This is a genomic window from Pseudomonas sp. Je.1.5.c, assembly GCF_051129895.1.
Lineage (GTDB): Bacteria > Pseudomonadota > Gammaproteobacteria > Pseudomonadales > Pseudomonadaceae > Aquipseudomonas > Aquipseudomonas urmiensis.
On sequence record NZ_JBCPSP010000002.1, the window covers coordinates 181044 to 202477 of the forward strand.

Sequence of the window (21434 nt, forward strand, 5' to 3'; positions counted from 1 at the left end):
CGCCAGATGCCGGCCAGCCTCCCCGGCCGCGAGTGGCCCTTCTTCGTGCCGTAGAGGTTGCTCTGGCGTGAAGTCGCCCCAGATGTCCCAACCTGGGACCGTTTTGCCTGAGTACACACGAACACGCCGTCTGCTGTGGCCCTATCGCGGGACAAGCCCGCTCCCACCGGTGTGACGCCGCCTGCGTAGGAGCGGGCTTGCCCCGCGATGGGGCCAGCCCAGACAACCACTCCAGCAGCACAACGGTAGGCCCCTGAAACGCCGTCCTCAGCCCAGATATGGCGGATAGTCGATGTAGCCTTCTGCCCCACCACCGTAGTAGGTGTCCTTGTTCGCCACCGCCAGCGGCCAGCCATTTTCCAGCCGTGCAACCAGATCCGGATTGGCAATGAATGGCTGGCCAAATCCAGCCAGGTCGATCAGCCCCGACGCCACCAGCGCTTGCGCACGTTGCAGGGTAAGGTCACCGGCCAGAATCAAGCGGGTCGACTTGAGGCCATTGCGGCAACTGACCAGCAACGCCTTGAGCGCATCTTCGCGCGCTACGGCCGTTTCGGCACGCAGGAAGAAGTGGGTCTGGTCCATCACATGGACATAGGCAATGCCGCGCTCGCCCAAGCCGGCACACAGCGCGCTGTAGGTCTGGTCGATCTCATCGTACAGCGGCATGTCCATCAACTGCCCGTACGGCGAGAAACGAATACCCACGCGCCCGGCGCCAATACGCTGGCACACGGCGTCGACCACTTCGAAGACGAAACGCAGGCGGTTATCCAGGTTCTGCGCGCCGTACTGATCAGTGCGGTCATTAACCTTGGGGTTGAGGAACTGCTCCAGCAGGTAACCGTTGGCGCCATGAATTTCCACGCCGTCAAAGCCCGCTTCAATCGCATTAGCCGCAGCCTGGGCAAAATCACGCACCACCCGGCCGACCGCTTCGCTCGACAGCGCTTGTGGTTGCGAGGTCGAGACGAAACCTGGCTCGCCGTTGTCGGCATAGCCAAAGGCGAACGCGCCCTCAGCCGTTTTGCTGGTTGAACTGACCGGTGCCTTGCCACCTTCCTGGATCGAGGTGTGCGACACCCGCCCAACGTGCCACAGCTGGGCGAAGATCTTGCCACCAACGCTGTGTACCGAATCAGTCACCAGGCGCCAGCCGGCGATCTGTTCAGGGGTGTAGATACCTGGGTTGAACAAGTAACCCTGGCCCTCGCGCGAGATCGGCGTGCCCTCGGACACGATCAAGCCGGTGCTGGCGCGCTGGGTGTAGTACAGCGCGGTTAGTGCATTGGCGACATCGCCCGGTGAACGCGAACGGGTCATCGGGGCCATGACGAAGCGGTTTCGAAGTACGGTATCGCCGAGTTGGAATGCGCTGAACAGGCTCACGAAAGGTCTCCACAGGTAGTGAGTAATACTGCGTGTGGGTTAGCCTATTGAAGAAATCTTCGGTTATCTGCGCAAAGATTTCTCAAGTGAATGGAATTTGATTCATCAATTGGAGCGTGGCATGTACTCGTCTGAACGGCTCAAGGGCATCGACGTATTCGTCGCGACTGCTGACCTTGGCAGCTTTACCGCAGCAGCAGAGCGGCTCAACCTGACCAGTTCAGCGGTCAGTAAAAGTGTCGCGCGTCTGGAAGGCAGACTGGGCGTGCGCCTGTTCAACCGCACCACCCGCAAGCTGTCACTGACAGAAGCAGGCACCGCGTTCTATCGCACCTGCACTGCGGTACTGGCAGATTTGGAAGAGGTCGAGCACGCGCTGGTCAGCGCGGGCAATGAGCCGCACGGCAAAGTGCGGATCGACCTGCCGGCCTCCTACGGCAGGATGCACGTGCTGCCGCTGATTCTCGATTTCATTGGCCTGCACCCGTTGCTGCAGCCGCACATTTCGTTCTCGGACCGGTTCGTCGATCCGGTTCACGAAGGCATCGATATCGTCGTGCGCATAGGCGGGCCGGATGCGTGGCCGGCGAACCTCGGCCATCGCTACTTCGGCGCGCAACGGCTGATTTTTTGTGCAGCGCCCGCCTACCTTGAGCGCCATGGCGTCCCCCGCAGCGAGCGCGATCTGGATGCGCACCACTGCGTGGGCTACGGCCAGGCGGACGGGTTGGTCAGCCCCTGGTATTTCAAAGGGCGCCAGCCGGGCGAGATGGAGCGCCGAACGGTGCAGGCGCGCATTGCCGTTGGCGATGGTGAAGGGGAAGTCGCGGCAGTGCTGGCCGGCCATGGCATCGGCCAGTTGCCGACCTGGCTCACTCAGCGCCACCTCGATTCAGGCGCGCTGGTCGAGGTGCTGCCACAGCTGGCCACCGATGGCTTGCCGATGAACCTGGTATGGCTCAAGAGCCGTGAAAGCCTGCCTAAGGTCAGGGCCCTGCTCGATTACCTGCTGCCACGCTTGGCGCCGCATGGCACGCTCAACCGCAGTGCCCCGTGAAGCAAACAGCGGCCTCAATAAGTCGCCCTGCCCCCGCTCAGATCGAAGACAAAGCCTGTGGTAAAGCTGCATTCCGGCCCCGCGATCCAAGTCACCATGTTGGCGATCTCTTCGGCTTTGAGGAAGCGCCCCATGGGGATCTTGGCCTTGCTCGCATCAATGTGCGCTTGGGTCATCTCGGCCATCAACGGCGTCTCGACCATGGCCGGCGCCACGCAGTTGAGCAGCACGCCATCCTGGGCCAGCTCCTTGGCTGCGGCTTTGGTGAAGGCGATCACCCCAGCCTTGGCCGCCGAGTACGCCGAGATGTACTGAACGCCCTCCTTGCCAGCCATCGAGGCTATGTTGACGATGCGTCCATAGCCGCGCTCACGCATGTGCGCGATGGCGGTGCGACAGCAATAGAACACGCCGTTCAAGTCGATGGCGATGACCTTGTCCCAGGCATCCGCCGGGTACTCCCACGAAGGCACCACCGGGCCATTGATGCCGGCGTTGTTGACCAGGATATCGACCTGCCCCAGGCGCTCGAGCACTTCGGCGAACGCCGCCTGCACCGAGGACAACGACGAGACATCGACGGCCTGGCGTAGCGCCGGCTCAAAGCCGTTTCCGACACTGTCCCAGCCCTCCACTGCCAAGTCCCAGATGACGATACGCGCGCCCGCCGCGTGCAAGCGCCGGGCGATCGCCAGGCCAATGCCACGCATACCGCCGGTGATGATTGCAGCCTGCCCTTCCAGATACTGGCTCATTGCTTTGCTCCTTTCTCGACACACGGGATTTCGGGCAGGCGACGCAGGTCGCTGACCATGAACAGGTAACACAGCGCACCCAGCCCGGTGATGGTGGAAACGAACGCCAAGGCCCAGACGAACGAGCCGGTGGCGCTGACGATGATGCCGATGGTCAACGGGGTGACGATGCCGGCGGCATTGGCGAACAAATTGAACAGGCCGCCGCTCAAACCCAGCAGGCCCTTGGGGGCGATGTCGGAAACGATCATCCAGGCCAGCGCCGACATGCCTTGGGCGAAGTAGGCGATGCAGAGGATGGCGATGACCAAGGCGTCCGACTCGACATAGTTGGCCAAAACGATCACCGAAGCGGTCAGCAGGCCAGCGATTACCGGCAGCTTGCGGGCAACGTTGAGCGAGTAGCCACGACGCAGCAAGGCATCCGATAGCCAGCCGCCGACCAGCGTCCCCAGCGACGCGGCAATGAACGGCAGTACCGCGACCCAACCGACTTTCAGCCAGGGCATGTGCCGCTCGGTGACCAGGTAGGTCGGGAACCAGGTGAGGAAAAACACGTTGGTCGAATTGCAGGCGAACTGCCCCAGGCAAATGCCGAGCATGTTGCGATGCTTGAGCAGCGCCGGGATCTGCGACCACTGGAACACGTGGGCCTTCTGACCACCATCGACCACCCCGCCGCCCTGCTCGATGTAATCAAGCTCGGCCTGGTTGGCTGTGCTCGACTGGTGTGGTTCGTGGTATTTGCGCCACCATACCAAGCCATAGAGGATGCCCAGCAAACCGACCGCCATCAGCAGGAAGCGCCAGCCATAGGCATGCAATACCCAGAACAGCAGCGGCGTGAGGAAGGCCAGGCCAATGTACTCGGCGAAGGTATAGATGCTGGTCGCCCGGGCCCGTTCGCTCTGCGGGAACCAGGTGGCAACCACCCGGCTGTTAGTGGGAAAGCACGGCGCTTCGGTGATGCCCACCAGAAAGCGAAAGCCAAGCAGTGACAAAAAGCCCTGGGCCAAGCCCTGCAAGCCGGTGAACAACGACCACAATGTCAGCGCCAGCCAGTAGGTGAGCTTGGTGCCAAGGCGATCGATGAGGATGCCACCGGGGATCTGCGCGGCGGCGTAGGTCCAGGAAAATGCCGAGAAAATCAGCCCCATCATGGCCGCATTCAGGCCCAGGTCGGCGCTGATGCTGGGCGCGGCGATGCCCATCACGCTGCGGTCCAGGTAATTGATCATGGTGCCGCCGGAGATCAGCGCCAGAATCATGAAACGGGTACGGGTCTTGGCATGTTGCTGAGCTGGGGTGTCGAACACCGCCAAGCCGATCTTTTGCTCAGAGTTCATGATGTCGGGTCTCTTGTTATTGGTATGTCATCAATGCCCAGGCAACCCCTGGGGGAGCATCCGCTCGCGCGCGTCAGGTAAAACCGAACAAGCGTCGTGGGGTGTCCCACATGATCTTGCGGCGCAGTTGCAGGTCGGGCATCAGCTGCTCTGCCAGTTTCAGCAGCGGGCCGTAATCGACCCGCAAACGTTGCCGAATGAAGGGCCAGTCAGAACCCCAGACGCAGGCATCGGGCCCAAAGGCGGCGATCAAGGCCTGCACGTAGGCCCTGCTCTGCCCAAGCAGATCCTCGCTGGCGGCGAATTTCTGCATACCGGACAACTTGACGCTGACTCGCCCGCAGCTCGCCAGCTTGAGCAACGCCTGAAAGCCCGACTGTTGCAGGCCAGCGCGCACATCCGGGCGGCCACAATGGTCGATCAGCACACGTACCGGGTTGCGCTCAAGCAGTCCTTGCAGGTGCAGCAACTGGTCTTCACAAACCTGCACTTGGGCGAACATGCCCAGCTCGGCAAGCTTGCCCAAACAGGCTTGTGCGCCCTGCATGACCTCAACCCCGTAGAGCGCAGGATTGAACGCCACCCCGACCACGCCTTGCTCCTTTAGCGCCGCCAGCTGATCGATGCCGATGTCAGGCTCGACCACCGCCACGCCGCGCAAGCGCCCCTGGCCAGCTGCCAACGCGTGCAACAGGCAGCGGTTGTCGGTGTGATAGCCACTGTTCGGCCCAACCAGCAGGGCGTGACGCACGCCGTAGGCATCCATCAGCTGGCTAAATTGCTCAAGCGTTGCGACCTCCTGGCCGGAGGGGGCATAGGGTGCCGCGGGGTGATAAGGAAATCGCGCAGGATCAAACAAATGGTTATGGCAATCGATCTTGGGCTCGTCAAAGATGTTCACGCGGCTCTCCCCTGGCACGACCATCCATTGCTGAGTTAACGCGCCCCCTGTAGGAGCGGACTTGCCCGCGAATACGTCAGTGAATCCAGAATCGTATTCGCGGGCAAGCCCGCTCCTAAAGGGCCTGCGTAGCTCAGAGCGGCAAGGCCACTGCAGCGTTTTGCAGATCTTGTTATTGTTCGCCGACACGGCGGCGGGCTTGGGCTAACGATACTGCCGGCGATGTACTAACGCTCATACACAGATGGCGAAAACCATAACCAAAGGTAATGACCATGCTCCCCGGCAGAGAAGCTGCAGCGTCCAGCACGATGGTGTTCAAGCTGCGCCATATGGAGGTGTTTCGCGCGGTAATGCTGACCGGGTCGATCAGCGCGGCGGCGAAAATGCTGTATGTCTCCCAGCCTGCGGTGAGCAAGTTGATCGGCTACATCGAGGGCCGCCTGGCTTACCGCTTGTTCGAGCGAATCAACAATCGGCTGGTGCCCACTGGCGAGGCACAGATCCTGTTTCGCGAGGTCGAGCGGGTCTACCAGGCAGCGTTGGCAGTCAACGAGTGCGCGCTGTCACTAGGTTCTGGCTCACAGCGCAACCTGCGCCTGTCGTGCAGCGCGTCATTGTCGACGGTGGTCCTCCCCACGGCGCTGGCGCAGCTCAAGCTAGAGTCGCCGTCACTGAACATCGAGTGGCAGACCTCGTTGATGAACGAGATGCCCAACCAGATCCTGTCGAAGAAAGTCGACCTGTCGATCGCCGCCTTGCCAGTAGTGCATGACCATCTGCATTCGCAGGCATTCATGCGCGGGCGCATGGTGGTGGTGATGGCTGGCGACCACCCGCTGGCGCAGCAGCCAGTGCTGTCGCTGCAGCAGCTTGAGGGCCAGCCACTGCTGCTGTTCAGGCCCGACATGCCGTTTGGCCAACTGCTCGCGCAACAGATCGAGCACCGCGGTTTGCACCTGCACTCGCTGCTATCGTTCACCAACGCCGTCGAGGCGGTGGCGTTGGTCAAGCAAGGCATGGGCCTGAGCATCATCGATGAGTTCGTGGCGCAAGACAGCGGCTTGACGGTGGTGCCACTGGCCGAGGAAATCTACTTCGACATCAGCTTCGTCTATTCGCGCTTCGAGCCACCGTCGCAAGCAGCGCTGCACCTGATGCGGGTGCTGCGGGCGCAGGCGGTGAACGTTGGCCGAGCTATCGCTGGCTTCGAGTTGCCCAATCCATGAACCTCGGCGGCGACGGGTTGACCGCTGTACGACTGTCATAGACGATTGATTTCCCGCCAGACAAGGACGACCACATGTTACGGATACTGGGCAGAGCGGCCTCGATCAACGTGCGCAAGGTGCTATGGGCCTGCGCGGAAATGAACATCGGCTTTGAACGAGAGGACTGGGGCGCGGGCTTCAAACCGACAGCGCTGCCTGAGTTTCTGGCGCTGAACCCCAATGCCATGGTTCCGGTTATCCAGGATGGCGACTTCACCCTGTGGGAATCGAACAGCATCATCCGCTACCTGGCCACACGTGATGGCCAGAGCGCGCTCTATCCGGCCGAAGCCAGGGCCAGGGCACGCGTGGATCAATGGATCGATTGGCAGGCCTCCGATCTGAACCGCTCCTGGAGCTATGCCTTCATGTCCTTGGTCAGGCAATCGCCTGCGCATCAGGATGGCCAGGCGCTTGCCGCTGGCTTGGCGCAATGGTCCAACTACATGCAGATACTCGATCAGCAGCTCGAAGCAACAGGGGCTTACGTGGCCGGCGACGCCTTTTCACTGGCCGACATTCCCATCGGCTTGTCGGTCCACCGCTGGTTCGCAACACCTTTTGCCCACCCACCGCTGCCAGCAGTCACGGCCTATTATGAGCGGCTCAGCGAGCGACCTGGTTTTCGCCTGCATGGTCGCAACGGCACGCCCTAGACACGCTCGGCCACGCCTTGCTGGCAAAACGCCCCGCTTTACCAGTGGTTGATCGTCCGGCTAGAGTGTCGCCCCCCCGGGAATTGGATCCCGGGCTTTGGACCATGGAGCTGTTCAGTGAAGTACCTCAGTAAAGTTGTAGCCGCATGCGCATTCGGCCTGGTTCTGGCAGGTTGCACCGGTGCCCCGATCAAATCGGCCCACTATGACAGCAGCCAGTACACCGTGCTGGGTCACAGTGAAGCCAGCGCCACCGGCCTGATGCTGTTCGGCCTTATCCCGATCCGTCAGAACAGCCGCTTTGTCCGTGCACAGGACGCGGCGATCAAGGCCAAGGGCGGCGATGCGCTGATCAATACCCAAGTGCAGGAAAAGTGGTTCTGGGCCTGGGTCCTGAATGGCTACACCACCAAGGTTTCCGGTGATGTGATCAAGCTGAACAACGTCCAGTAATCCCACGCTTTGACAGTGTTGCCCAATGGGCGCGCCCGGCCGCAGATCGCGCGGCGTGGGGCGCGCCTGGTCATCAAACGCTGCGGGTCACCCCGCCATCGACGCGGATGTTCTGCCCGGTGATGTAGGCCGCTCCTTCGCTGGCCAGGAAGGCGATGGTGGCAGCGATTTCCTCGCTGGTGCCATAGCGCTTGAGCGGAACACTGTCGCGCCGCTGCTCAGTGGCCGGCAGGCTGTCGATCCAGCCAGGCAACACGTTGTTGATGCGCACGTTATCGCCGGCAAAGTTGTCGGCGAAGATTTTGCTGAAGGCTGCCAAGCCTGAACGGAACACCGCCGAAGTAGGGAACAACTCGCTCGGCTCGAACGCCCAGGCGGTGGAAATATTGATGATTACCCCGCCTTTCTGGGCCTGCATGATCGGCGTGACCAAGCGACTCGGGCGAATGACATTGAGCAGGTAGGTTTCCATGCCCAAGTGCCAGTCTTCGTCGCTGATTTCCAGGATCGGTGCACGCGGGCCGTGACCGGCGCTGTTGACCAACACATCGATCCGCCCCCATTTTTCCATGACCGCGTCGACCAGACGCTGCAGGTCTGCGTTGGACTGGTTGCTGCCGGTGACGCCAATGCCGCCCAGCTCCTGGGCCAGCGCTTCACCTTTGCCGGACGAAGACAGGATGGCCACCTTGAAGCCATCGGCGGCCAGACGCTTGGCGGCGGCGGCGCCCATGCCGCTGCCGCCGGCGGTTACGATAGCTACTTTTTCTACTGACATAGGGGCTCCTGGCTTTACGCGAGTCTGCGGTGGATGTGAGTTTCAGCCTACACCTTGGTTGGGATCAGCAGCAGTGATCAATAATGCTTGCAGCCTGTAGAAAATCTGTTGGCATGCCATTTTGGGTCCGCTTTGCGGCCCATCGCAGCGGTTCGGCGCCCCGACAAGCCAGCTCCTACAAGGGTCATGCAGAGGCATGTAGTCCCAAGATCCCGGCAAACACGCTAAGGTAGAACCTTTACGCAAAAGGACTGCCGCATGCCGCAACACTCCGGCTTCGTCAGGGTGCGTGGCGCCCGCGAGCACAATCTGCAGAACGTAGACGTCGACATCCCCCGCGACGCACTGGTGGTGTTCACCGGGGTGTCCGGCTCGGGCAAATCCTCGCTGGCCTTCTCGACGCTCTACGCCGAAGCCCAGCGCCGCTACTTCGAATCTGTCGCGCCGTACGCCAGGCGCCTGATCGACCAGGTTGGCGTACCGGATGTCGACGCCATCGAAGGCCTGCCGCCAGCGGTGGCCTTGCAGCAGCAACGCGGTACGCCCAGCGCCCGCTCCTCGGTGGGCAGCGTCACCACCCTTTCAAGCTCGATCCGCATGCTCTACTCGCGCGCCGGCAGCTATCCGGCCGAGCAACCGATGCTCTACGCCGAGGACTTTTCGCCCAACACCCCGCAAGGTGCCTGCCCCGAATGTCATGGCCTGGGCCGGGTCTACGAGGTGACCGAAGCGAGCATGGTCCCGGACCCTTCGCTGACCATACGTGAACGCGCAGTCGCAGCCTGGCCGATGGCCTGGCAAGGGCAGAACCTGCGCGACATCCTCGTGACCCTGGGCTACGACGTGGATATTCCCTGGCGCGACCTGCCCCAGGAGCAGCGCGACTGGATTCTGTTCACCGAACAAACGCCGACCGTACCGGTGTATGCCGGCCTGACCCCAGGGCAAACCCGCGCTGCACTCAAGCGCAAGCTCGAACCCAGCTACCAGGGCACCTTCAGTGGCGCCCGGCGCTACGTGCTGCACACCTTCATGCACTCGCAAAGCGCGCAGATGCGCAAGCGTGTCTCTCAGTTCATGCGCCCCAGCCCCTGCCCGCTGTGCGCAGGCAAACGCCTAAAGCGCGAGGCACTGACCGTGACCTTCGCCGGCCTGGATATCGCCGAGCTGGCACAGATGCCACTGCAAGACCTGGCCAAGGTGCTCAGGCAAGTTGCCGCAGCCGACTATCTGCAGCAGCCTGAACAAACCTCAGAAACCCTCACCCACCAACAAACCCGCGCCGCCCGCCAACAACGCGCGGCCAAGGGTGAGCCTGCGCACAGCGGCGGCCCGGATGTACGGCACACGCCCAACCTGTCGCTGGAAAAGCGCCTGGCCGCACAACGTATCGCCGCCGAGTTGCTGGAGCGCATCGACACCCTCATCGACTTGGGCCTGGGCTACCTGGCGCTGGAACGCAGCACGCCGACCCTGTCCAGCGGTGAGCTGCAACGCCTGCGCCTGGCCACCCAGCTCAATTCGCAGCTGTTCGGCGTGATCTACGTGCTCGACGAACCTTCGGCCGGCCTGCACCCGGCCGATAGCCAAGCGCTCTATGCCGCCTTGCAGCGGCTCAAGTCCAGCGGCAACTCGGTGTTCGTCGTCGAGCATGACCTGGACACCATGCGCCGTGCCGACTGGCTGGTCGATGTCGGCCCGGCTGCGGGCGAGCATGGCGGGCAGATTCTCTACAGTGGCCCCCCCGAAGGCTTGCGCCAGGTGCAGGCATCGCGCACCCGCGCCTACCTGTTCGCAGAGCAGGCCAGCCGCCAACATCAGCCTCGCCAGGCACACGCCTGGCTACGCCTGGAAGGCATCACCCGCAACAACCTCGATGCGCTCAGCGCACAGTTTCCACTGGGCTGCTTCAGCGCCGTCACCGGCATCTCCGGATCGGGCAAATCGAGCCTGGTCAGCCAGGCCCTGCTGGAACTGGTCGGCGCCCACCTGGGCCAGCCGCAGCAGCCTGAGGAAGCTGAAGAACAGAGCCTGGAAGATGAACCGCAGGCGACCAGCACTGGCCAGATCGTCGCCGGGCTGGAGCAGATCAAGCGCCTGGTCAAGGTCGACCAGAAACCCATCGGCCGCACCCCGCGCTCCAACCTGGCGACCTACACCGGGTTGTTCGATCACGTGCGCAAGCTGTTCGCTGCCACCGCGCAGGCCAAGGCGCAAGGTTTCGATGCCGGGCGCTTTTCGTTCAATGTCGCCAAAGGTCGCTGCGAAACCTGCGAGGGGGAAGGCTTTGTCAGCGTCGAGTTGCTGTTCATGCCCAGCGTCTACGCACCCTGCCCCACCTGCCACGGTGCGCGCTATAACCCCGAAACCCTGGCGGTGACCTGGCAGGACATGAACATCGCCCAGGTGCTGCAGATGACCGTTGACCAAGCCGTTGAGGTATTCGCCGAACAGCCCGCTATCCGCCGCAGCTTGCAGGTGCTGCAGGACATCGGCCTGGGTTATCTGCGCCTGGGGCAGCCAGCCACCGAACTGTCTGGCGGTGAGGCACAACGGATCAAGCTGGCCACCGAGTTGCAGCGCACGGCGCGCGGCGCGACGTTGTATGTGCTGGATGAACCGACCAATGGCCTGCATCCGCAAGATGTCGATCGCCTGCTGGTGCAACTCAACCGCCTGGTCGACGCCGGGCACACGGTGGTGGTGGTCGAGCATGATATGCGGGTGGTTGCGCAGAGCGACTGGGTGATCGATATCGGGCCGGGGGCTGGTGCAGCCGGGGGCAAAGTGGTGGTGAGCGGTAAGCCTGAGACGGTGGCCAAGCATCGGCACAGCCGCACGGCGCCGTTTTTGGCAGGCGCCTTGCGCTGAACGCGGTGCCCGTAGCGCATTGCGGGACATACATACGCCTACCAGTAAGCGCACAAACGACTGCCCACGAAAAGGCCGTAACTGATTAACGCCAACTGTGACAACCGAGCGTAGGCAGATTATTCTTCAGAGGTATGTTTTCCCGTCTCAATATGTGAGCGCCGAATATGAAAATCGATGACATGGACGCCTTCGTGGCGGTTATCCGTTGCCAGTCGACCAACCTTGCCGCCGAAGCCCTGCAACTGACCCAGCCGGCCATCACGCGGCGCCTGCAGAACTTCGAGCAAGACCTGGGCGCCACCCTGCTCGACCGCAATACCAAACCGCTCAAACCCACGCCGATGGGCTTGCGGGTGTATGAGCAGTGCAAGGCGATCCTGCGTGAAATCGATGCCCTGCGCGAGCTGGTAGCCAACGATGGCGCCCCCTCCGGCACCCTGCGCCTGGGCGTGCCGCAAACCTTGGGCGATGTGGTCTTGCTCGATGCCCTGGCGAAGATTCGCGAGGCCTATCCGGTGTTGCGCACCCAGGTCAGCAGCGGCTGGGGCAGCAGCTTGATCACGCGCATGGAAAACGGCGAGCTCGATGCGGCAGCCGCACTGTTCCCGCCCGGCAAGATCTTCCCCGAAGGCATCGCCAGCCAGTCGATCGGGCGCATGCCCCTGCGCGTGGTCGCAGCCAAGGGCAGTGCCAGCAAACGCAACTACAAGCTCAAGGACTGCTATACCCGAGGTTGGGTGCTCAACCCTGATGGTTGCGGGTTCCGCGCAGGTCTGCAACGGGCGCTCAGCGAGCAGGGTTTGTCGCTGTCGATCAACCTGGAGACCTTTGGCACGGACTTGCAGTTAGGCCTGGTCGCCAGTGGCCAGGGCCTGGGGCTGGTGCCTGAACCGCTGCTGCTGGCCAGTCGTCACAGGGATCAACTGGAGGTGGTCAACGTCAGTGATTTCAAGCCGCAGGTGGATCTGTGGCTGTTCCATCCGCGCTACCTGGGCAATTTGCAGGAGCCGGTGGAGCTGTTTGGCGAAATTGCTGGAGCGCGGTTGCGCAGCTAGGCCTCGCTGTACCCTTGGCTGCGGATCAAGGCTTCACTCAAGCAAACTAATGAAATAAACGCATAAAGTAGGATGAATTAAATTCTTAAAACAAATAATTAGCATAGAACCAAAAAGACTTTTACAGCTCTCATCCAGACGAATACGGTCTTAACAAATCTACCGTGTTCCAGGGATGAATACCCATGAGTCACCCACCTTCCGATCGCGCCCTGGCCGAGCTTACTCAAGCCCTGGCTGCCAACGCCGAGCGCTATGACCGCAGTGGTCAGTTCCCTCACGACAATTTCGCCCTGCTGCACCAATACCGCCTGCTCGGGCTGACCGTACCCAGTGCCCTGGGCGGCGGCGGTGCAGACTTGGCTACCGCGCGGCGGGTGATTGCCGCCGTCGGCAAGGGCGACCCGGCCACTGCGCTGATCCTGGCGATGCAGTATCTGCAACACGTGCGCTTGCAAGAGCACGGCCGCTGGCCCGAGCACCTGCGCCTGCGGGTGGCTCGCGATGCCGTGGACAACGGCGCGCTGATCAACGCCTTTCGGGTCGAGCCAGAACTGGGCACGCCGACGCGCGGTGGCCTGCCTGCGACCGTGGCGCGACGCACCGCTGAAGGCTGGCGAGTGTCTGGGCGCAAGATCTACTCCACCGGCAGCCACGGCCTGACCTGGTACCTGGTGTGGGCACGCAGTGACGACAGCGATCCTCTGATCGGCGGCTTCCTGGTGCACAAGGACAGCCCCGGCATCCGCATCATCGATGACTGGGATCACTTGGGCATGCGCGCCACCTGCAGCCATGAAGTGCGCTTCGACGATGTACTGATCCCACTTGATCATGCGGTCAACGTCAGCCCGGCCAGCGCGCCACGCCCGGAGCTCGATGGCGAAGGCCAGCTGTGGATGTCGGTGCTGCTGCCAGCGCTGTACGATGGCGTGGCCCAGGCCGCACGCGACTGGCTGGTGCAGTTCCTGCAATCGCGCACACCCAGCAACCTCGGCGCGCCGCTGGCGAGCCTTGCGCGGTTCCAGGAAGTGCTCGGGCGTATCGACACGCTGCTGTTCGCCAACCGCACCCTGCTCGACTCTGCGGCCGCCGGGCGGGTCGATGCGCGGCATGCCGGGCAGATCAAGCACCTGGTCAGCAGCAACGCCATCAGCGCGGTCGAACTGGCTATCGAAGCCGCTGGCAATCCCGGGCTGTCGCGGCGTAACCCGCTGGAGCGGCATTATCGCGACGTGCTGTGCAGCCGCATCCACACCCCACAAGACGACGTAGTCCTCGGCCAGGTTGGTCGTGCAGCGCTGGCGCAGACCAGTGCATAACCCCCTCTAGCGGAGATTGTCATGCGTTCATTGTCTATCGTCACCGATGCCACCCGCTCGGTGCGCCAGCGAGTCAGCAGCCAGGAGTGGGAGGTGCGGGTCAAGCTGGCCGCCGCCTATCGCCTGGCGGCGCTGTTTCGCTGGACCGACCATATCTACACGCACTTCTCGGCCCGCGTGCCAGGCCCGGACGAGCACTTCTTGATCAACGCCTTTGGCCTGCTGTTCGACGAGATCACCGCCTCCAACCTGGTCAAGGTCGACGTCGATGGCAGCATCATCGATGATCCGCTGGGGCTGGGCATCAACCAGGCCGGCTATGTCATTCACAGTGCTATCCACCGCGCTCGTCCGGATCTGAAAGCCGTGCTGCACACCCATACCCGCGATGGTGCGGCGGTGTCGGCACAGCGCCACGGCTTGCTGCCGATTTCCCAGCATGGCTTGGCCTATTACAGCCGCGTGGTCTATCACGACTACGAGGGCGTGGCGCTGGATCTGGACGAGCAGCAACGCTTGGTGGCCAATCTGGGTCAGAGCAACATTCTCATCCTGCGCAATCATGGCCTGCTGACCGGCGGCATCAGCGTCGAGCACGCGTTCCGTGAACTGCACGGGCTGGAACGTGCCTGCAACATCCAGGTGGCAGCGCAGGCGGGCGGCAATGCCGAGTTGCTGCACGCCTCAGCGGCGGCGATTGCCAAGGTGCACGAGCAGTCCAAACGCTTTTCCGATGGGCTTGGAGAAGGCATTCAGCGCCATTGGGATGCACTGATCCGTCAGCTCGATCGCGAAGGGCGCGATTACCAGCAGTGACGGCTCGCCAGTAGGGGCTTGATCGCGGGCAAGGCGGCAGCGGCTTGCCCCGTGCGATGAGGCCTTGAATGATCAGCGCAGCAGCATCTGGATCTGCTCGTGCAGGGTATCCAGATCAAACGGCTTGGCCAGAATCGGTGCCTTGCGCGCGATCGGGCTGCCGGATTCGAGGATCTCCGCCGGATAACCGCTGATGAAGATCACCTTCAGATCCGGTCGCAGCTTCACGGCAGGCTCGGCGATCTGCACCCCAGAAATGCCGCCCGGCAAGCGAAAGTCGGTGACGATCAGATCCAGGTGCGGTTTTCTCGCCAGAATGTCAAACGCCTGCTGGCCATCCTCGGCCACCAGCACGTGGTAGCCCTCACCGGACAGGTAATCACGCAGGATCATCCGAATCGCCGGTTCATCCTCGACCACCAGTACCACGTCTTGTGCATCTTCGCTCATGACAACGCCTTGAAATTCAATAAGTTGGCCATCTGACCCCAGGCTTACGCAGAGGTTGCCTGCGCCTGGTCGGTTTGTTGCGACAGCGCCGGTAGCGGCAACAGCACGCTGAATGTCGAGCCCTTGCCCTCCTCACTGTCGACCTGAATGCGCCCGCCATGGGCCTGGACGATCTGTTCGGAAATGTACAGCCCCAGGCCTAGGCCACCGCTGGCCTGCTGGGTCGCCACCCGCTCGAACTGCTGGAATATCCGCTGCTGGTTGGCCGCGTTGATGCCAATGCCCTGGTCCTGGACTTGCACCCAAGCCATGCCGTCCTGGGCGAACACCCGCACCTTGACGGGTCGTCGTTGCCCGTAGCGCAAGGCATTGGACAACAGGTTGGCCAGCACTTGTTCAATCCTAAATTCATCCCACTCGCCGGCCAGGGCCTGGCACTGTTCCAGCTCGATGCGCGTGTCCAGCGCGGTAGCCTGGGCGACGAAATTCTCCAGCAGGCCGCGCACCAACTGGGCGAGATCGAACGGTTTGGGCCGCAGCGACAACTTGCCGGTGCGGATGCGCGAGACGTCGAGCATGTCTTCGACCAGGCGGATCAGGCTGTTGATCTGCCGCTCGTCGCGCTCGATCATGGCCTGCAGCTTGTCCTCGCTGAACGCCGCCAGATTGCCCCGTGCCAGGTGCATCTTGCGCAGTTGGGCTTCGAGGATCAGGCCGTTGAGCGGGGTGCGCACTTCGTGCGAGACGATCGACATGAAGTCATCGCGCATACGCACCGCGTGCTCCAGCTCGCCGCGGGCCACCTGCAGTTGGCTGAGCAGCAGCTCTTGCTCCTGGCGACTGCGCTCCAACGCCTGTAATTGGCGATCGAGGACTTTGCGCTGGCGATACAGGTCGACGAACACCGAGACCTTGCTCTTCACCGCCAGGGTATCGAGCGGCTTGTGCAAAAAGTCCACTGCGCCGCTTTCGTAGCCTTTGAAGGCGTAGTTCATTTCGCGCCCGGCGGCGCTGACGAAGACGATGGGGATGTTCTTGGTCTTTTCCGTGCCACGCATCAGTTCGGCCAGCTCGAAGCCATTCATGCCCGGCATCTGCACATCGAGAATGGCCAGGGCGAACTCATGTTCGAGCAGCAGCGACAAGGCCTGCTCGGCCGATTGCGCCTGATGCACCTCACGATCCTCGCCGTGGATCAGGGCGTCGAGGGCCAGCAGGTTTTCCGGCAGGTCGTCGACGATCAGCAGTTTGGCGATGATTTGGCTTAGCATGCGCGAGCTTCCAGGGTGGCGAGCAACTGCCCGATACCGCTCAGAGAAAGTATATGGTCTGGGCTGTGCAGGGCCAGCGCGGCCTCCGGCATCAGCGCGACCTGTGCATCTTCAGGGTCCTGGACCACCGTCCGGCCTCCGCATTGTTTGATATAGGCAAGGCCCTGGGCGCCGTCTTCGTTGGCACCGGTCAGGAGCACGCCAAGCAACCCCGCGCGATAAGCATCAGCCGCGGAGGTGAACAGAAAATCGATCGCCGGGCGGGAGAAATGCACCGGCGCCTCCTGGCTCAGCGACAGGCTCAAATCACCCTCCACCGACAGGTGATAACCGGGCCCTGCGACATAGATAAGCCCCGGCTCGATCGTCGCCTTGTCCAGCGCCTCACGCACCGGGCGGCCAATCTTGCGCTGCAGCACTTCGGCCAACTGGCTGTGGCGATCGTCGGGCAGGTGCAGCACGCACAGCACCGGGATGGCAAAGCCCTGTGGCAATCCGCCGAGCACTTTGAACAGCGCAGCGACACCGCCGGCCGAGGCGCCGATGACTACCGCATCGACGCCGTTCATGATTTGCGAAAAATCCGTTCAGGCTTGACCAACGCTTCGAAACGGTCGCTGTAGGCGGAGAAGTCTACCGACTCTTTGCTGCCGAGCAGCAAAAAGCCGCGGTGGCACAACGATTCGTGAAACAGGCCCAAGGCGCGATCCTGCAGGTCCTTGTTGAAATAGATCAGCACATTGCGGCACGACACCAGCTGGGTTTCGGAAAACACGCTGTCGGTGGCCAGGCTGTGGTCAGCGAAGGTGACGTTGTCGCGCAGGCTGCTGTCCATGATGGCGTTGCCGTAGGCGGCGGTGTAGTACTCATTGAAGTCGCGCCGCCCGCCCGCCTTGCGGTAGTTTTCTTCGTAACCGTGCATGCTCTGCATCGAGTAGATGCCCTGCTTGGCTTTTTCCAGCGAGTGCGGATTGATGTCGGTGGCATAGAGGATGGTGCGCTCCAGCAGCCCTTCCTCGCGCAGCAGGATGGCCATGGAGTAGACCTCCTCGCCCGTGCTGCAGCCGGCGATCCAGATCTTGATCGAGGGCCAGGTGCGCAGCAGCGGCACCACTTCCTCACGCAAGGCAAGGAAATGGCCGGGATCGCGAAACATCTCGCTGACCGGAATGGTGAGGAACTGCAGCAACTGCATGAACATGCCGGGGTCGTGCAGCACCCGCTCTTGCAGCGCCGACACCGTGCGACAGTCGAACTGGCGCAGGGCGTGAAGGATCCGACGCTTGATCGAAGCGCCGGAGTAATTGCGAAAATCGTAGCTGTACTTGAGGTAGATCGCCTCGATCAGCAGCCGGATCTCGATATCGGTGTTGCGCTCGCTAGTCAAATTCGCTCCAGTTGCGGCAGCCAGACGCGGATCAGGGAGAACAGTCGGTCCAGATCGATCGGTTTGGCCAGGTAGTCATTGGCGCCTGCTTGCAGGCAGCGCTGCTGGTCGTCCTTCATCGCCTTGGCGGTTACGGCGATGATCGGCAGTTTGCGCCAGCGCGGTTGCTGGCGGATCAGCCGGGTCGCCTCGTAGCCGTCCATCTCCGGCATCATCACATCCATCAGCACCAGGTCGATGTCGTCGTGCTTGTCCAATTGCTCGAGCGCTTCGCGCCCGTTGCGGCCAATCTCGACGATGGCGCCCTTGTGCTCCAGGGCGCTGGTCAGGGCGAAGATATTCCGTACATCGTCATCGACCAGGAGGATCTTGCGCCCCTCGAACACCTTGTCGCGGCTGCGCGCGGTCTTGAGCATGCGCTGGCGCTCGTTGGACAACTGCGATTCGACCTTGTGCAAGAACAGCGTGACCTCATCGAGCAGACGCTCAGGCGAGCGTGCGCCTTTGATGATGATCGAGCGCGAGTACTTGAGCAGGTCGGTCTCTTCTTCCCGGGTGAGGTTGCGCCCGGTGTAGACGATCACTGGCGGGAAGCTGCGGATATCCTCGGCGGTCATGCGCTTGAGCAGCTCGTTGCCGAGCATGTCTGGCAGCTTCAGGTCGATGATCATGCAGTCATAGATGTTCTCGCGCAGCAACTCCAGGGCGTCCTGGGCCATGGCCACGGCGGTGATCTCGATATCGTCGTCGCCGATCAGGCGGGCAATGCTCTCGCGTTGCAGGTCGTCGTCTTCGACCAGCAGGATGTGCTTGAGTTTCTGCGTCAGCTTGGCTTCCAGGCGGGCGAAGACTTCCTTGAGCTGCTCGCGGCTGGTGGGCTTGACCGCATAGCCGACTGCGCCCATGTGCATGGCCGCTTCGATGCGGTCTTCGACCGAAATGATGTGCACCGGGATGTGGCGGGTGCTGGCTTGTTCCTTCAGACGCTGCAGCACGGTAAGCCCGGAGTGATCGGGCAGGCGCATGTCCAGCAGGATCGCGTCCGGCAAGTACTGTGCGGCGAGCTGGAAGCCTTCGTCGGCGCCCTGGGCGGCCAGGCAGCTGTAGCCCAGCTCATGGGCCAGGTCGAACAGGATGCGGGCAAAATTCGGCTCGTCCTCGATGACCAGGATGCAGCGATTGCTAAAGGGTGCCAGCTCACGGTCGTCGGCAAAGTTATGCCGGGCCACCGGCGCCGGCGCCGCCAGCTGTGGCGCCGGCGGCAGTTGATCCACGGCCGGACGCAGGGTTTGCACTTCGACCTGCTCAGCGTCCGATTCATAGCGCTCGGGCAGGATCAAGCTGAACACGCTGCCTTGTCCGGGGCTACTGTCGACACTGATCTGGCCCCCGAGCAGGTGCGCCAAGTCGCGCGAGATCGACAGGCCCAGGCCCGTGCCGCCATAGCGGCGGTTGCTGGTGCCGTCGACCTGGTGGAAGGCGCCGAAGATCGCTTGCTGTTGATCGGCAGCAATGCCAATGCCGCTGTCGCGTACGGCGAACACAATGCCTAGTCCGGCCTGCTGGCTGATGGTCATGCTGACTTGGCCGCGCTCGGTGAACTTGATGGCGTTGGACAGCAGGTTCTTGAGAATCTGCTCCAGGCGCTGGCGGTCAGTGAACAGGGTCGCCGGCAACGGATGCTCGAGTTGCACCTGGAAGTCCAGGCCCTTGTCGGCCGCCAGCGGCTGGAACATGCCGCGCAGGCCCTCGACCAGACGCTCGACCTGAGTGGTCTCGGGGCGCACTTCGAGTTTGCCGGCCTCGACCTTGGCGATGTCGAGGATGTCATTGATCAGGTTGAGCAGGTCGTTGCCGGCCGAATAGATCGAATCGGCGAACTTGACCTGCTCCTCGCTGAGGTTGCCTTCGCCATTCTCAGCCAACAGCTTGGCCAGGATCAGCGAGCTATTGAGCGGCGTGCGCAGCTCGTGCGACATGTTGGCGAGGAACTCGGACTTGTACTTGCTCGAGCGCTGCAGGTCTTCGGCGCGCGCTTGCAGCTCTTGCTGGGCCTGGTTGAGCTCGCTGTTCTTGCGATCCAGGGCGTCGGTGCGCTCGGACAGTTGCTCGTTGGTCTGCTCAAGCTCGGCCTGCTGGGTTTCCAGATGCGCCTGGGACTCCTTGAGCACCCGCGACTGTTCTTCCAACTCTTCGTTGGCGGTCTTGAGCTCCTCCTGCTGGACCTGCAACTCTTCATTGAGCTGTTGCGTCTCGGCCAGCACTTCTTGCAGGCGCTGGCGATAGCGGGCGCTCTCGATCGACATGCCGACGTTTTCCGCGACCCGCTCCACCATCTCCTGGTCACGCTCGCTGAGCGGTCGCAGGAAGCCCAGTTCGAGCACGCCGTTGATCTGGCCATCATCGCGGCTGGGCATCAGCAGCGCGCTGCGTGGCAAGCCGCTGCCAAGCCCTGAACTGAGATGAAAATAGTCTTCGGGCAGCTGCTCGAGGCGCACGATGCGCGCCTGACGTACAGCCTCGCCCAGCAAGCCGTCATGCGAGCCGAGGGTCTGGGTGCGGGCCTGCTCTTCGGCGTTCAGGCCATAACTGGCCACTCGCAACAGCTGGCCATGCTCGTTACGCACATAGAGGGCGCCCACCACACTGCCCAGATAAGTGGCGAAGAAACGCAAGATGTTGTCACCGAGCATGGGCAGGGTCAGCTGGCCCAGCACCTGTTCGGCCAGCTGCGTCTGGCCGTTGCGCAACCAGGCCTGGTGTTCCAGGCGCTCAGCCGAACGCTGCTGGGCTTGCAGGTTCTCGGTATAGCTATCAGACAGCGCCAACAGATCGCGACGGCCCAGGTAGGCCAACAAGCCACTCAAGGCAACGATGAACAGCACGAACGCGCTGATGGCGGTCACGGTGACCGTATTGACCGTTTCGTTACGCGCCTGGCGCAGCTGCTGTTCGGCTGCAACCAAGGCGTCGAATTCTTTACGGATTTCGTCGGTGATCCGCTTGCCGCGACCGTTACCAAGGGCCAGTTGATAGTCGCCCTGGGTGCGGCGCAGGCCAATCATCTCATGGCCAAAATCATTCCAGGCTCTTTGCAGGGCGATCAGCCGATTAACCCGCTCAACCTGGGTCGGGTTGTCCGCGACCATCTCGCGCAGGCTTTCGAGGCTGCTGAAGATCCGCGGTTTAGCCACCTCATAAGGGTCGAGGAAGCGTTCATCGCCGGTGATCAGAAAACCGCGCATGCCGGTTTCCATGTCGATCGACAGCTTGACCGTTTCATTGGCATTGCCGATCACCCGGTCGGTGTGCTCGACCCACTGCATGGCCGAGAGCAGGTAGTTGATCACCGCGACGAAGGCCACGGCGCCTAGCAGGCCCACCCCTAAAGGCAAGCCGACGTTGCGGCTCAACAGCTTGCGAAAGCTTTGCTGGTCCATCGAGGCTGCTTGAATCATCTGAAAACGCCCGAGCGAAAAAAGTCCGTTGAATACATGTGGCGGAAACACCCTTGGTAGCGTGGCGCCCGCTGCTGCGCTGACTGGTTCAAGCGCAAAGTCTAACCAGCTTTGCCGCATCTGGCAGGGGCATTTAGCCAGTATTTGAGAACAGCGTGCGTCAATCGTTCCATCGAATTACCAGCAACGTTATGC

At 62.2% G+C, this 21434-nt stretch carries 18 protein-coding genes; 8 read left to right on the top strand and 10 right to left on the bottom strand.

From position 1 onward, the window contains the following. Positions 1 to 267 precede the first annotated feature (267 nt). On the bottom strand, positions 268 to 1389 hold the full coding sequence (locus AAZU54_RS02750; protein ID WP_434726490.1) for an alkene reductase: 1122 nt from the start codon (positions 1387 to 1389) through the stop codon (positions 268 to 270). A gap of 121 nt (positions 1390 to 1510) precedes the next feature. Between AAZU54_RS02750 and AAZU54_RS02755 the strand changes: the two genes are divergently transcribed. After that, positions 1511 to 2446, top strand: a complete 936-nt coding sequence (locus AAZU54_RS02755) for a LysR family transcriptional regulator (RefSeq protein WP_434726491.1) — start codon at positions 1511 to 1513, stop codon at positions 2444 to 2446. Positions 2447 to 2460: 14 nt separating this feature from the next. Here the strand turns inward: AAZU54_RS02755 and AAZU54_RS02760 are convergent, their stop codons facing one another. From AAZU54_RS02760 to AAZU54_RS02770, 3 genes are all read right to left on the bottom strand, one after another. After that, a complete protein-coding gene (locus AAZU54_RS02760; protein WP_404689682.1) occupies positions 2461 to 3201 on the bottom strand; it encodes an SDR family NAD(P)-dependent oxidoreductase in 741 nt (246 codons plus the stop codon). Continuing rightward, positions 3198 to 4547 (bottom strand): MFS transporter, encoded by a 1350-nt coding sequence (locus AAZU54_RS02765; protein ID WP_405128950.1) that lies wholly within the window; start codon positions 4545 to 4547, stop codon positions 3198 to 3200. Before AAZU54_RS02765 ends, AAZU54_RS02760 begins: the two co-directional genes overlap by 4 nt. A 73-nt stretch (positions 4548 to 4620) precedes the next feature. Next, positions 4621 to 5448 carry an amidohydrolase family protein gene (locus AAZU54_RS02770; RefSeq protein ID WP_434726492.1) on the bottom strand — a complete coding sequence of 276 codons (828 nt, stop codon included), beginning with the start codon at positions 5446 to 5448 and terminating at the stop codon, positions 4621 to 4623. A 275-nt stretch (positions 5449 to 5723) separates the two neighbouring features. Between AAZU54_RS02770 and AAZU54_RS02775 the strand changes: the two genes are divergently transcribed. The 3 genes from AAZU54_RS02775 (at position 5724) to AAZU54_RS02785 (ending at position 7828) form a co-directional block, all read left to right on the top strand. Continuing rightward, positions 5724 to 6677: a LysR family transcriptional regulator gene (locus tag AAZU54_RS02775; RefSeq protein WP_405128952.1), complete on the top strand. Its 954-nt coding sequence runs from the start codon at positions 5724 to 5726 to the stop codon at positions 6675 to 6677. Positions 6678 to 6751: 74 nt separating this feature from the next. Next, complete coding sequence (locus tag AAZU54_RS02780; protein WP_405128953.1) at positions 6752 to 7375, top strand: glutathione S-transferase family protein; 624 nt, start codon at positions 6752 to 6754, stop codon at positions 7373 to 7375. Between the two features lie 117 nt (positions 7376 to 7492). Continuing rightward, positions 7493 to 7828, top strand: a complete 336-nt coding sequence (locus AAZU54_RS02785; protein ID WP_186553497.1) for a hypothetical protein — start codon at positions 7493 to 7495, stop codon at positions 7826 to 7828. Between the two features lie 73 nt (positions 7829 to 7901). Here the strand turns inward: AAZU54_RS02785 and AAZU54_RS02790 are convergent, their stop codons facing one another. After that, positions 7902 to 8606, bottom strand: coding sequence for an SDR family oxidoreductase (locus tag AAZU54_RS02790; protein ID WP_186553498.1), 705 nt, complete (start codon positions 8604 to 8606; stop codon positions 7902 to 7904). Between the two features lie 258 nt (positions 8607 to 8864). On the opposite strand from AAZU54_RS02790, the gene uvrA reads away from it, so the two are divergent. The 4 genes from uvrA (at position 8865) to AAZU54_RS02810 (ending at position 14673) form a co-directional block, all read left to right on the top strand. Continuing rightward, the gene (gene uvrA / locus AAZU54_RS02795) at positions 8865 to 11477 is read left to right on the top strand and encodes an excinuclease ABC subunit UvrA (RefSeq protein WP_434726493.1); all 2613 of its coding nucleotides are present in this window, start codon (positions 8865 to 8867) and stop codon (positions 11475 to 11477) included. 167 nt (positions 11478 to 11644) lie between these two features. Beyond that, a complete protein-coding gene (locus AAZU54_RS02800; protein ID WP_404689678.1) occupies positions 11645 to 12535 on the top strand; it encodes a LysR family transcriptional regulator in 891 nt (296 codons plus the stop codon). Positions 12536 to 12720: 185 nt separating this feature from the next. Continuing rightward, positions 12721 to 13857, top strand: coding sequence for an acyl-CoA dehydrogenase family protein (locus AAZU54_RS02805; RefSeq protein WP_405128955.1), 1137 nt, complete (start codon positions 12721 to 12723; stop codon positions 13855 to 13857). Between the two features lie 21 nt (positions 13858 to 13878). Continuing rightward, positions 13879 to 14673 (top strand): class II aldolase/adducin family protein, encoded by a 795-nt coding sequence (locus tag AAZU54_RS02810; protein ID WP_186553502.1) that lies wholly within the window; start codon positions 13879 to 13881, stop codon positions 14671 to 14673. 72 nt (positions 14674 to 14745) lie between these two features. On the opposite strand, the gene AAZU54_RS02815 is transcribed toward AAZU54_RS02810, so the two are convergent. Genes AAZU54_RS02815 through AAZU54_RS02835 form a run of 5 tightly spaced genes read right to left on the bottom strand, consistent with a single transcriptional unit; the run spans position 14746 to position 21239 of the window. Beyond that, entirely contained in the window at positions 14746 to 15123 is a 378-nt protein-coding gene (locus tag AAZU54_RS02815) for a response regulator (RefSeq protein WP_186553503.1), read from the bottom strand. 44 nt (positions 15124 to 15167) lie between these two features. Continuing rightward, a complete protein-coding gene (locus AAZU54_RS02820) occupies positions 15168 to 16394 on the bottom strand; it encodes a hybrid sensor histidine kinase/response regulator (protein ID WP_405128957.1) in 1227 nt (408 codons plus the stop codon). Next, the gene (locus AAZU54_RS02825) at positions 16388 to 16963 is read right to left on the bottom strand and encodes a chemotaxis protein CheB (RefSeq protein WP_186553505.1); all 576 of its coding nucleotides are present in this window, start codon (positions 16961 to 16963) and stop codon (positions 16388 to 16390) included. Before AAZU54_RS02825 ends, AAZU54_RS02820 begins: the two co-directional genes overlap by 7 nt. Further along, the gene (locus AAZU54_RS02830) at positions 16960 to 17781 is read right to left on the bottom strand and encodes a CheR family methyltransferase (protein WP_186553506.1); all 822 of its coding nucleotides are present in this window, start codon (positions 17779 to 17781) and stop codon (positions 16960 to 16962) included. The genes AAZU54_RS02825 and AAZU54_RS02830 overlap by 4 nt, the downstream gene beginning before the upstream one ends. Beyond that, a complete protein-coding gene (locus tag AAZU54_RS02835; protein WP_434726494.1) occupies positions 17778 to 21239 on the bottom strand; it encodes a response regulator in 3462 nt (1153 codons plus the stop codon). Before AAZU54_RS02835 ends, AAZU54_RS02830 begins: the two co-directional genes overlap by 4 nt. Positions 21240 to 21434 lie beyond the last annotated feature (195 nt).